Here is a 12,743-nt window from a genome sequence, read left to right as displayed (position 1 = left end):
ACTTAAACATACGGATGGGACTCTCCGCAGTACGTCCATTGGTGTGGCAGTACTTCTCGAGCAGTTCATCATAAATGAAACTGAAGTCTATTAGATCGTTGATCTTTCGAAGTAAATTGTCTTTGGGAATGATCAAATCATACAATCCTGAGTAGGCACTGAATTGAATCTTTTGTTGATGAGCTAACATTGGGCACCTTTTAAAACCTACTTTTAAGGTACAAAAAAAGAGCAGATAACCATAGTTCTTCTGCTCTTTTTGGACTCCAAATATTTAAAAGGACTTTTTCAGTGCCCTCTCGTGAGATATAGCCCTTTTAATTTACTGATTAATTTTTCGTCCAGATTCTTGTATTTAAGTCCAGATCTTTAATAATGCCATACATAAATCGAATTACTTCGGTGTCTTCATTTAAAAAACCTGAAGTAAGAATACTTTTATACACAGGGGGTTCGAAGTAGTCCTTGTTTAGGGGGAATGCGATAAAAACGCAGGAACCTATAAATGAAAGTGAAATGGTGTAACTGCAGCGCTTATTTAGCTCGCATAGTCGTTCCATCATCGCCGGTGTCAAAATGTATCGGGCTTCTACCTGATCCGTTGAGTAGGTAGCAAATTCTTTTTCAAATTCGGGATTTTCCAGCCGTACAGGTGTTCGGTCTGAAGAATTGAATATAGGCATTGCTTTTGATATCCAGGCGCCTAACGCTGCCCCCATATCTTTGGGTCTTACTATGGTTACACCATTAAAATTCTTATTAAAATCGGCATAAAAAACGATTCCTTTCAATATGGTATGCCAATGTTCTTGCCTACCATTCTTTGTCTGCGTAACAGTTTTGTACTCTGCATGAAGTTCGGAAAAGGAAAATGATGTTTTTCCTGCTATTCCAGAAACCTGATCTTCGCTCCTATAGCGATCCGGCTCTTTGCTAAATAGCTGGGAACAAATGAACTCTTTTTCCGACAGACCGTTTGTATAATCCATTTCAAGGCTTTCATCTATGGTTTTGAGAACCAGTGGAATTACTCCTTGCTTAAAACTATGTCTGTATTGGTAAAACTTAGCATTTGTCTTGCTCCATAAAACAAAGCCTGTAATCAGCATTATTCCGCCAATAACAGCCCCGGCTATGGCAAAAGTGCCGGAAGCAATTCCTGCCACTATAGTTAAAATACCTATGGCAATGCACAGGTAGCTCTTTATTTTTAGTGCAGAAACTTCTTTTCGTTGATTTTCTAAGTCGGCTAGTACGCTGTCCATTAGTTATTGAAAAGCTCTTTTGCGCTAATGTTTTTGCGTTCTTCTTCCGTGTTGGCAAGCAGATTTATGGGCTGATAATTCATCATGCCAGCAAAAATACTCCCTGGAAACATCATGATTGCATTGTTATAATCGGTAACCGAAGCGTTATATGTTCTTCTCGCCGCTGCTATTTGCTCTTCACTCTCTGTCCAGGTAGTTTGAAGGTTGATAAAGCTATTGTTGGCTTTTAAATCTGGGTAGTTCTCAACGGTTACCATTAGTCCCTTCACGCTTGTACTCAACTGCCGGTCTATGTCCAGCTTTTCTTCATTGCTGATGTTTGCAGTTGTGGCCTTAGTTCGTAATTCAACGATTTTTCCTAGTAAGCCTTCTTCATAATTCATGTATTGTTTTACCGTTTCGATCAAATTTGGTAGTAGATCAAAACGTTTTTTTAGCATGACGTCAATTGCCGAGAAGGCGTTGTTGACTTGGTTTTTCTTTCCGATAAGGGAGTTGTAGAAACCGATCCCTACAAGAACGATTACAACTAGAATAATTAAGGCTATTATCATTTCGGCGTTTGAATTTTTATAAATATATAAAAAAATCAAATACTTGCGTTAAGTGCTTAAGGCAAAAAAAATCCTCGTTATCTAACGATAACGAGGATAATCATCCCTATTGTTTTGTTAAAATTCATAAATGAACGGTAACGTATAGATAAAGGCAATTAATAGGCCATTATTGAAAAACGACTTTGTTTTGGTTTAAACTCCTGTTATACAGGTTTATAGATATTGATTGCTTTTGCTATCAATATCTGTATTCGAGCAAATTAATGCGCAATGTGTGTAAAAGCGGGGCGTTATTTACTCAATTGTGCCCATTTTAGCCAAATAATGCGGAGAAGACATCCTCTATTTTACTTACTGGACTAAGCTCGATTTTATAACGTTCAACTATTAGGCCTTTCATATTATAGTTGGAAATAAAAATTCGCTCAAAACCTAGTTTCTCTGCCTCAGAGATGCGCTGCTCAATTCTATTAACCGCCCTTATTTCACCAGATAGTCCAACTTCGGCTGCAAAACATATTTTTGAGGAAATAAAGATATCCTCATGCGAAGAGATGATTGCAACGAGGATAGCGAGATCAATTGCCGGGTCTTCCACTTTAATGCCGCCTGCGATGTTTAAGAAAACATCCCGCGTACTCAGCCTAAAACCGCATCTTTTTTCCAGGACAGCTAGTAGCATATTCATTCTTTTGGTATCAAAGCCATTTGAAGAGCGCTGAGGCGTTCCGTAGGCTGCTGCGCTAACCAATGCTTGCGTTTCAATTAACATCGGTCTGGCGCCTTCTAATGTGGCCGAAATGGCTATCCCGCTCAGCTCTTCATCACGCTGTGAAAGTAAAATTTCCGAAGGATTCGAAACTTCTCTTAAACCACTGCTGTGCATAGCATAAATACCGAGCTCAGCAGCGGCTCCAAATCTGTTCTTTATGGAGCGCAATATCCGGTATACATGGTGCCTGTCGCCTTCAAATTGTAAAACGGTATCTACCATGTGTTCAAGGATCTTTGGCCCTGCAATCGTTCCATCTTTGGTAATGTGACCGATAAGAAATACCGGGGTATCTGTTTCTTTTGCGAAACGCAACAGTTCGGCCGTACACTCTCTTACTTGCGATACACTTCCTGGCGTTGATTCTATATGTGCTGAATGTAGCGTTTGTATAGAATCTATAATAATGATATCGGGTTTAAGAATCTCTATTTGCTTAAAGATATTCTGGGTCGAGGTTTCCGTTAAAATGTAGCAATCCGCTTTAGGCTTGTCTGTAATTCGTTCTGCACGCATTTTAATCTGCTGCTCGCTCTCTTCTCCCGAAACATATAAGATCTTTTTACCCGAAATATTTAGGGCAAGCTGGAGCATTAAAGTAGATTTTCCAATTCCTGGTTCTCCGCCAATTAAAGTGACCGATCCGGCAACAAGGCCGCCACCTAAAACACGGTCAAGTTCTTTGTCTCCGGTAAGGGTACGTTCTTCGCTTATGGATTGGATATTGTCTACCTTATTCGGCTTACTCACACGTTGGGTTTCCGAACTGCTTTTCCATGTAGGAACCTTAGCTGCTGATTTTTCAATTACTTCTTCAACAAAAGTATTCCATTCGTTGCAGGATGGGCATTTGCCCAGCCATTTTGCGGATTCATACCCGCAACTCTGACAAAAATATGCTGATTTTGTTTTAGCCAATTGATTTGATTTTAATGAATGATTTCGTCATCTGGGATGCTCAGGAAGACACTGTACTCCGTAACGGCTTACGAATTTAGACTAAATTCCAGAAATAAACAGCAGTTAAAACAAAACAGGCCTAATCTCTATCAAGAAATTAGGCCTGTTCAAACAACCGTGGTTATTATTATAATTTAATCTCTTCGTCTTTAGAAGAAATAAAATGGAATTCAGTAAGGTTATACGACGGAACTGCTTTGATTTTTATCCGTTGTCCAAATTTAAAGAACCATTTCCACTGTAAAGAAATCAATCCTTTTTTAATGTAAGCTTCGATGTACGGGTGTACACAAAGCGTAATATTTTTTTCGTTTTGCTCCTGCAAAATATAGGTCAGATTATTTTCAATGTCATCCATTAAAACAATACTAGCCTTAATTTCTCCCGTACCGTCGCAGGTAGGGCATTTCTCGCTTGTTACGATGTTCATCTCTGGTCTCACACGTTGACGGGTGATTTGAACAAGGCCAAATTTACTTGGAGGAAGTATGGTATGCTTCGCGCGGTCCAGCATCATCAAATCTCTTAAGTGATCAAACAACATTTTTCTGTTCGCAGGTTTGTGCATATCAATAAAATCGATCACAACGATACCACCCATATCACGTAAACGCAATTGGCGGGCAATTTCTTTAGCCGCCTCTTTATTTACCTGGAGTGCATTCTCTTCCTGATTTTCTTTACTCGCAGTTCTATTACCACTGTTCACGTCAATAACGTGCAAAGCCTCGGTATGCTCTACCACAAGGTAGGCTCCACCAGCTAGATTTACCGTTTTTCCAAAAGCATTTTTAATTTGCTTCTCAATACCGAAATGTTCAAATATAGGCTCCTTATGCTTGTATACTTTAACAATCTTTTCCATTTCCGGAGAAATCTCATGTACATATGAGCGGATGTCTTCGAAAAGATTAGTGTCGTTTACATAAACATTTGTAAAGTCTGTACTTAAAATATCACGGATCAGTGTGGATGTACGGTCCATTTCACCCCAAACGCGCTTAGAGGGTTCGGCATCGGGCAGCTTTTTTATAAAGCTTTCCCATTTGGCTACAGAATCCAAAAGGTCTTTCTGAAGTTCTGCAACGCCTTTTCCTTCCGAGACGGTTCTAATGATTACGCCAAAGTTCTTAGGTTTAATACTTTCAATAATCTTTTTTAAACGATTACGTTCGGTATTGCTCTTAATTTTTTTGGAAATTGAAATTACATTAGAGAAGGGTACCAATACAATATATCTTCCTGCAATAGAAAGATCAGAACTTAAACGAGGTCCTTTTGTTGAGATTGGTTCTTTAGCGATTTGTACAGGTAAAACAAGGTTTTTATTGACTACCTCTGATATTTTACCCGCTTTGTTAATGTCCTCTTCTAATTTGAAATTATCTAATAGTGTGCCATTAACAGAGCCATTACGCTTGATTTTTGTAAGCTTTATTAAAGATTGTACTTGAGGACCAAGATCGAAATAATGCAAAAAGGCATCTTTCTCATAACCAACATCAACAAACGCAGCATTTAGACCCGGCATAATTTTCTTTATACGGCCTAAATAAATGTCTCCAACTGCGTAATTGTTATTGATCTGCTCCTTATGAAGTTCTACAAGGTGTTTATCTTCAATTAAAGCTATGGTTACTCCCGAAGGAGATGAATCTATAATTAGTTCCTTTACCAAAAGCTACAGATTTTAAGGCATTACTGCCTTATTAACACATGGACAATAAAAAAAATATTGCTGCCAACAACTAAGGCTACGATCAGATCCTAGCCTTAGTTGTTGAGCAATAAACATTAAGAAAAATTATTTTTTCTTATGTCTGTTTTTTCTTAAACGTTTTTTGCGTTTGTGCGTAGCCATTTTATGTCTTTTTCTTTTTTTACCGCTTGGCATAATTTTAAAGTTTAAATATTTTTTGAATCTGTTTATTATTTTTTAGTCTTCAACGCAATTACTTTTTCATCAATAAATTTAGATAAAGTTGCATTGGCAGCCAATTTTTTGCTCTTTAAATAAGCATCAATTGCCTCTTCATTTTTTCCAAGATTTTCATAAGCTGTAGCCAGATAAAAATAAGCATCTGGGGTAGGCTTAATCGCAATAATACTATTAAATCTTGTAATCGCTTTATCAAACTGACCGGATTTTATGGCGAAAGTACCTAAGCTCATATTTGCTTTTAAGTTCTTAGGGTCTTTTTTCACTACATCCATTAACATGGCGATACCTTGCATTGGCATACCCATACCATTAACAATGGTAATACCTAGGCCTGTTTTAGCATCAGCACTGGTCGAATCTGCAGCTACTGCATTGGTATAAGCCGTATTGGCTTTTTGTAACAATGCAGGTTGTAATAAGCTATCGCGAGTGTTGTCATAAGCTTTTAAAAACTTATCACCCGTTACTAGCCAATTGTTTAAAGTAGGCTCTTTTGTTGCTACAATCTCTAAATATAATGCGCTTGGAACAGTTTGTTCCAGATCATCCCATTTTTGGGCCAATAATTTTGCTGCTGGAGCTTTCTTGTCTTCAGAAGCAGATTTAAAGGCATTTTCTAATGAGGTGATTTCAGCGGCAAGACTAGCATTTAGCAAATTTTTACCTGTAGTCGAAACCTCAGTTAAATTGATTGCTGCTGTTTCTTGAGCAGGCATTTGCCCAGCAGAAGGAACAGCAGCAGTGGTATCTTCTTTCGGTTTTACCAAACCTTTAATATCCCTCGTAAACAAAAATGCTACAAGCAAAATGACAGCGCCTATTAGAATAATTTGTTTGGAATGGATACTTTTTATCATGGTTATTAAGCTTCTACGCTAAGTTTTTTTGTGTTGCTTTTCACTTTGTCAACAAATACTTTTGCTGGTTTGAAACTTGGTACAAAGTGCTCAGGGATAATAATCGCTGTATTTTTTGAAATATTTCTTGCAGTTTTTTGGGCTCTCTTTTTTACAACAAAGCTACCAAAACCTCTCACGTATACATTTTCGCCACCGATCATACTATTTTTGATGACCTTGAAAAATGCCTCAACGGTTTCTTGTACATCTACCTTTTCAATTCCTGTTTTCGTTGATATTTCTGAAATAATATCTGCCTTAGTCATATTTTTTGTTTTATTAATTTACTGTGTGTTGTATTTTATAAATGTTTTGGGCTGCAAAAGTATTGCTTTTTAATGAGATAGGAAAATAAAAGATGATTTATTTGTCAGATCTTCTATCACTGGATTGCAAGTTTTGCTAAAATCAAATAATTACGCCGTATTTTTACCACCATGAGTTTTCAATCTGAAATCGTAAACTGGTACCTAAAACATAAGAGAGCGCTCCCTTGGCGGGACACCAAAGATGCATACATTATCTGGTTATCTGAAGTTATTTTGCAGCAAACCCGTGTAGAGCAGGGCTTGCCTTACTTTAACCGCTTTTTGCAGCATTACCCCACAGTTCTGGATTTTGCAGCAGCTTCAGAAACGCAAATACTTAAGCTTTGGCAGGGACTGGGGTATTATTCAAGAGGTAGAAATATGCTTTTTACCGCCAAACAGGTGCAGGATCTTCATAATGGAAAATTCCCGACTAAGTACGATGAGTTAATTAAACTTAAGGGGGTTGGCGAGTATACAGCGGCGGCGATTGCCTCATTTTCATCTAACGAATCAAAAGCAGTATTGGATGGAAATGTGTTTAGGGTATTGTCTCGTTATTTTGGCATCGATGAACCTATAAATAGCAGTGGCGGCAAGAAACAATTTTTGGAGTTGGCACAAGCGCTGATCACAGATCAGGAAGCGGCGATATATAACCAGGCGATTATGGAGTTTGGCGCTTTGCAGTGTAAACCGAAATCACCAAATTGTAGTGTTTGCCCTGTTCAGTCTGGATGTGAAGCGAGCAAGAATAACCTTGTTAGCATGCTTCCCGTTAAGCTTAATAAATTAAAAAAGCGCACCCGCTATTTTAATTATCTCATCTGCCAGAGCGACGAAAATATCCTCGTCAAAAAACGTAGTGCCGGTGATATCTGGCAGGAGTTGTATGATTTTCCACTGGTAGAAACTTTAGAAAATTATCAAGAAGATCAACAAAATTTTTCAGAACAGCTGGGAAATATCTTTGGAAAGGATTGTAATGTTACTGCTTTAAGTCAGCAAAAACATTTATTGACGCACCAAACTATATATGTTCAATTTTTTGGTTTAGATAATTATATCATTAACTTTAATCAGGATGCAGAAATAAAATGGGTCACACTTAGGGAGTTTGACGAATTGCCGCAACCAAAAGTGATCACGAATTTTATGAATACGCATTTTAATTACTTAGAAAAACCATAATTCATGTCAGGTATTAACAAAGTTATTTTAGTCGGACATTTAGGAAAAGATCCTGAAGTAAGACATTTAGACGGGGGCGTAACTGTGGCCAGTTTCCCGCTGGCAACATCAGAAACCTATAACAAAGATGGCAAAAGGATAGAGCAAACAGAATGGCACAATATTGTTTTGTGGAGGGGATTGGCAGAGGTTGCTTCTAAGTATTTGCAGAAGGGTAAGCTGGTATATATTGAGGGAAAATTACGAACCAGATCTTTTGAAGATAGAGAAAAGGTAAAGAAATATGTAACGGAAGTGGTTGCTGAGAATTTTACGATTCTGGGTAGGAAAAGCGATTTTGAACCACCAGTAAGTAGCGAAGGCACAACACCGAAAAGTGAAAACGAATATACAAATCTTACAGACCCGGCAGGAGATTTGCCGTTTTGACTGAAGTAAAATTAAGGCTGTATCACGGGATACAGCCTTAAATAAAAATTATTCTACAGTAACCGATTTCGCTAGATTCCTTGGCTGATCGACATTACAGCCTCTCAGTACAGCAATATGGTACGATAGCAACTGCAAAGGTATGGTTGCTAATAAAGGTAAAAACGCCTCACTTGCATCAGGTATCTCTATGCAATAGTCTGCCATTTTTCTAACCTCCACATCGCCTTCCGTAACAATTGCCAACACAATTCCTTTTCTTGCCTTTACTTCCTGGATGTTACTGATTACTTTTTCGTACGATGAGTTTTTAGTAGCAATAACTACAACAGGCATTTCCTCGTCGATTAAGGCTATTGGTCCGTGTTTCATCTCGGCCGCAGGATAACCTTCTGCATGGATATAAGAGATCTCCTTGAGCTTTAAAGCGCCCTCTAGAGCTACAGGAAAGCCGCTTCCTCTTCCAAGGAATAAACAGTTTCTGGAATCTTTAAACTTCTCAGCAATCTCCTTAATCAGGTCATTGGACTCAAGTGCTTTCTGAATCTTGTCAGGTATGCAATCCAATTCCGTAAGCAGTTCAATTAATTTAGAATGGGTTAATGTACCTTTTTGTTGAGCCATATAGAAAGCCATCAAGGTAAGTACCGTAACCTGCGCAGTAAATGCTTTTGTAGAAGCTACACCAATCTCTGGTCCGGCATGTGTATAAACACCTGCATGGGTTAGTCTTGGGATAGATGCTCCAACTACATTACATACCCCAAAAATGGTCGCTCCTTTTTCTTTTGCCATCTCAATAGCGGCCATGGTATCGGCCGTTTCTCCAGATTGCGAAATGGCAATCACCACATCTTTTTCCGTGATGATGGGATTTCTATATCTGAATTCTGACGCGTATTCAACTTCAACAGGAATACGGGCATACTCTTCAATTAAATACTCACCAACCAGACCGGCGTGCCAAGACGTACCACAGGCTACAATAATGATACGGTCTATATTTTTTAGCTTATCAGCATATTCTTTTATTCCGCCCAGCTGGACTTTTCCTTCGTTAGGGTAAATCCGGCCACGCATACAGTCTCTGATAGAACGCGCCTGCTCGAATATTTCTTTCAGCATGAAATGTTCATAGCCGCCTTTTTCAAGCATTTCCAGTTTAAGCTCTAGCTCCTGGATATATGGTGTCTGGATTACATTATCCAAACGTTTAATCAATAATTCATCGCGCTTTAAAAAAGCAATTTCGTTATCGTTCAAGTAGATTACATTCTTGGTATATTCTACGATTGGAGTTGCATCAGAAGCGATAAAATATTCGCCATCGCCAACACCAATTACCATTGGACTACCTTTTCTGGCCGCAATCAGTTGTCCAGGTTGGTCTTCGTCCATCACTACGATTGCATAAGCTCCATTAACCCCGTTTAGGGCGAGTCTAACAGCTTCTAGCAGATCCGTATTGTCGTTCTTGTAAACCTCTTCAATCAAATGGATCAATACCTCGGTGTCGGTGTCACTTTTAAATTCATGCCCCCTGGTTAGTAGCTCTTCCTTTAGCGTAGCATAGTTTTCTATGATTCCGTTGTGGATGATGGTAAGCTTCCCATTGTTTGAGGTATGCGGATGTGAGTTCCTGTCGGAAGGAGCGCCATGTGTTGCCCATCTCGTATGTCCGATTCCTACAGTTCCCGTGAGGTCTTTACCCTTCGCAAAGTTTTCAAGTTCTTGAACCTTGCCTGCTTTTTTATAAATATTTAAGCCCGAATCGTTAATTAAGGCAATGCCTGCGCTGTCGTAGCCGCGGTATTCTAATCTTTTTAGGCCTTTAAGGATTATAGGCCAGGCTTCTCTATGGCCGATGTAACCAACTATTCCACACATATATTAGGTTTATATTAGGTAGTAAAAAACAAATCCCCCAAAAATAATTATTCTTGGGGGATTTGACTGCAAAACCAGATGAATTTAATTTATCTGGGTATAGAAAATATTTAGTTTCAGTCCTGATGCAGGGTTCTTTTTATGTTTATTAATAATAGAACGTGCAGCAGACGTTACCGAAGGGCTTAGGTTAAACTCGGTAAGCGAGCTCGGCGCTAAAAACGTACCATAATCCTGAGTTTTGCCATCCAAAAGATCTTGAATGTACGCAGTGATTGTAAATATGTATCTGTTTCTAACAGAGTCGAAATAACCGCCAAACAAAGCTTCGCCCAATGCGCGAGGATCTCCGGCATATACATTTTGTATGCCATTGTCATTGTCAGGCACGTTTACCCTTTGTCCAGCAATATCAAATCTGTATAAAGCAAGTCGCTGTGCTGCACCAAAAGGAACGACATCTGTAGTGTTGCTATTTAGGTCAATTACCAGTTCGGCTTTGTTCACAATCACTTTAGTATTTGGGCTGCCACCGTTTGCCGGTTTTTTTAAATCGGCAATAAAATTCTTCAAGTAAGGGAAAGATATTTTGTTTTTTAATCCCGCCAGCGCTTGTAAATAGGTTACGTCTGTTGCTGGGGGATTTGTGCCAAGTTGGTCTAGGATAACTTGAGTATAGCCATGATTAACCGTAGCGGTTACAGGACCTAAGCCAGCCCCAATTGGAAAGCTTACTGCTACTGTATCCTTCGCAGTAGGCGTAGTTGCATTTTGTTTTTTGTAATAAATCTCTAGTTTGCCATCAGTTCCCGCAAAATTGAAGAACATGATTCCTCCTTTGTTCGATGCTGTAGCGGAAACCTTCAAACCTTTAAACGATTTGAAAAAATTGTTTGGTTTTGATAAAGTGAGCGAGTCTTTATCCAGGATGTTCGTTTGAATAAAGGCATTAGTCAATTTGATCCTCATCTGAGGGACTACTTTTACTAAAGTATCTGGGCCTCCTTTAACAACAGTGGTAATAGATGTCTTAGTGGTTGGTCTGATTTTGCCGCTGAAAGTTCCAACGGTAGCGTCAACTGGCCAGTTTTTATCACTCTGGTATGTCTTCTCTTTCGATAAATCAAGGCTAAGCTGCTCCACATTTACCGTATACACGGATGTTGTTGTATCCCCATAAACCTGGCTCGTATAAGGTAAAACTAGTACTGCTGAATCTATCACAGGATTAGTGCCAAATTTATACGTGCTATAGTCCGCATTGGGTAAGGCAACAGCCATAGCTATGCTGGCTGAAGATGTACCAAATACACCATCAGTCATAAAGCCAAAAGGATATCTCGCCAATGAAACGCCCGAGGTTACATCGTCTCTTAAAGTTTGCGATGTAACGGTAGTCGTATCCATTAAATCACCTTTAATTTGAGAAGCATCGTCCAGATCCAAACCTATGGTATTGGAGTCTTTACAGGAAGCAAAAAGAAAAAGACCTATCAACATGGTTAATAAGTCTTGTTTTGTAAATTTCATATTTAATTTAATAATACCTGAGTTTATGCTAGTGAAGCCAATTCTTCATTTGAAATCTCCTCATACAAGGAATAGAAGTTTTCAAAATTTTCTGTTAAATTATAAGCTAAAGTTGGCTTATTAGAATCTTTAACAAATTTTAACACATTAACATGGATGTTTTCGTCTGCTAATACCACTGCATCAGAGTAAGTTACAGCCGCCATATGCAATACATCACAATCAGCGTTCTCAAACATCTTCGTATCATCAGCGGTCATCGAATTCATGATCGCTTTTTTATGCATGTCGACATTTAAAGTCTCAGTAAAACAGTTTTCATAAATAGAGTAAACTACTTTAGAGTTTTTAAACGTAGGATCGTTTTTGTAAGTCGTTTTGATATACGCAGGTACCAATGAAGTCATCCAGCCGTGGCAATGAACAATATCAGGAGCCCAGCCTAATTTCTTAACGGTTTCAAGTGCGCCTTTACAAAAGAAGATCGTTCTTTCGTCATTGTCTGCGTAAAACTTGTTCTCTTTATCCCTGAATACATACTTGCGCTGAAAATAGTCTTCATTGTCAAGGAAGTAAACCTGCATACGGGCAGCGGGGATAGAAGCCACCTTAATGATTAAGGGATTGTCATTGTCATCAATAATGATGTTCATTCCTGAAAGACGAATCACCTCGTGCAATCTGTTCCTTCTTTCATTAATATTCCCAAACCTCGGCATCAAAATGCGGATCTCAAATCCTTTATCCTGCATTGCCTGTGGTAATTGACGGGTAATTTCAGAAATCTTTGTGAGTTCAAGGAAAGGCGACATCTCGTGTGTAACAATCAGTAGCTTCGTTTTTGCCATCTCCATATTCTAAATAAAAATTTATGTTAAAGAAAAGATTATCAAGGGGCAAAGGTAAGCAAAATAATAACATTTATCAATAATATACGCAAGATGTTTTGTTGGGAATGGATAAATAACCAACTTTGCCCCTTGAAATTTTACCAGCTAGT

At 38.6% G+C, this 12,743-nt stretch carries 11 protein-coding genes and 1 pseudogene; 2 read left to right on the top strand and 10 right to left on the bottom strand.

What is annotated here, in order from left to right; genetic code table 11:
* The 7 genes and pseudogenes from EZ444_RS23800 to EZ444_RS23770 all read right to left on the bottom strand — a co-directional run.
* Window positions 1–190, bottom strand: a pseudogene (locus EZ444_RS23800) (IS5/IS1182 family transposase); the annotation flags it as partial.
* 139 nt (window positions 191–329) lie between these two features.
* On the bottom strand, window positions 330–1,265 hold the full coding sequence (locus tag EZ444_RS23795) for a DUF3137 domain-containing protein (RefSeq protein WP_131612074.1): 936 nt from the start codon (window positions 1,263–1,265) through the stop codon (window positions 330–332).
* Window positions 1,265–1,822, bottom strand: a complete 558-nt coding sequence (locus tag EZ444_RS23790) for a LemA family protein (RefSeq protein WP_131612072.1) — start codon at window positions 1,820–1,822, stop codon at window positions 1,265–1,267. The genes EZ444_RS23795 and EZ444_RS23790 overlap by 1 nt, the downstream gene beginning before the upstream one ends.
* A 316-nt stretch (window positions 1,823–2,138) precedes the next feature.
* Window positions 2,139–3,515, bottom strand: a complete 1,377-nt coding sequence (radA, locus tag EZ444_RS23785) for a DNA repair protein RadA (protein WP_131612070.1) — start codon at window positions 3,513–3,515, stop codon at window positions 2,139–2,141.
* 169 nt (window positions 3,516–3,684) lie between these two features.
* The gene (locus tag EZ444_RS23780; protein WP_131612068.1) at window positions 3,685–5,235 is read right to left on the bottom strand and encodes an Rne/Rng family ribonuclease; all 1,551 of its coding nucleotides are present in this window, start codon (window positions 5,233–5,235) and stop codon (window positions 3,685–3,687) included.
* Between the two features lie 251 nt (window positions 5,236–5,486).
* Window positions 5,487–6,356, bottom strand: coding sequence for a tetratricopeptide repeat protein (locus tag EZ444_RS23775; protein ID WP_131612066.1), 870 nt, complete (start codon window positions 6,354–6,356; stop codon window positions 5,487–5,489).
* 5 nt (window positions 6,357–6,361) lie between these two features.
* Window positions 6,362–6,664 carry an HU family DNA-binding protein gene (locus tag EZ444_RS23770; RefSeq protein ID WP_090785712.1) on the bottom strand — a complete coding sequence of 101 codons (303 nt, stop codon included), beginning with the start codon at window positions 6,662–6,664 and terminating at the stop codon, window positions 6,362–6,364.
* A 171-nt stretch (window positions 6,665–6,835) separates the two neighbouring features.
* Between EZ444_RS23770 and mutY the strand changes: the two genes are divergently transcribed.
* The gene (gene mutY / locus EZ444_RS23765; RefSeq protein ID WP_131612064.1) at window positions 6,836–7,897 is read left to right on the top strand and encodes an A/G-specific adenine glycosylase; all 1,062 of its coding nucleotides are present in this window, start codon (window positions 6,836–6,838) and stop codon (window positions 7,895–7,897) included.
* Window positions 7,898–7,900: 3 nt separating this feature from the next.
* Window positions 7,901–8,326, top strand: coding sequence for a single-stranded DNA-binding protein (locus EZ444_RS23760; RefSeq protein WP_131612062.1), 426 nt, complete (start codon window positions 7,901–7,903; stop codon window positions 8,324–8,326).
* A gap of 48 nt (window positions 8,327–8,374) precedes the next feature.
* On the opposite strand, the gene glmS is transcribed toward EZ444_RS23760, so the two are convergent.
* The 3 genes from glmS to EZ444_RS23745 form a co-directional block, all read right to left on the bottom strand.
* Window positions 8,375–10,213: a glutamine--fructose-6-phosphate transaminase (isomerizing) gene (glmS, locus tag EZ444_RS23755; protein ID WP_131612060.1), complete on the bottom strand. Its 1,839-nt coding sequence runs from the start codon at window positions 10,211–10,213 to the stop codon at window positions 8,375–8,377.
* A gap of 84 nt (window positions 10,214–10,297) precedes the next feature.
* The gene (locus EZ444_RS23750; protein ID WP_131612058.1) at window positions 10,298–11,743 is read right to left on the bottom strand and encodes a DUF4270 domain-containing protein; all 1,446 of its coding nucleotides are present in this window, start codon (window positions 11,741–11,743) and stop codon (window positions 10,298–10,300) included.
* Between the two features lie 23 nt (window positions 11,744–11,766).
* Window positions 11,767–12,591 (bottom strand): glycogen/starch synthase, encoded by an 825-nt coding sequence (locus EZ444_RS23745; protein ID WP_225874830.1) that lies wholly within the window; start codon window positions 12,589–12,591, stop codon window positions 11,767–11,769.
* Window positions 12,592–12,743: the final 152 nt, after the last annotated feature.

It is taken from the genome of Pedobacter hiemivivus (assembly GCF_004331685.1).
Taxonomy (GTDB): domain Bacteria; phylum Bacteroidota; class Bacteroidia; order Sphingobacteriales; family Sphingobacteriaceae; genus Pedobacter; species Pedobacter hiemivivus.
The sequence above is the reverse complement of the archived record's forward strand: the minus strand, read 5'-3'. Positions and strand labels throughout refer to the sequence as shown.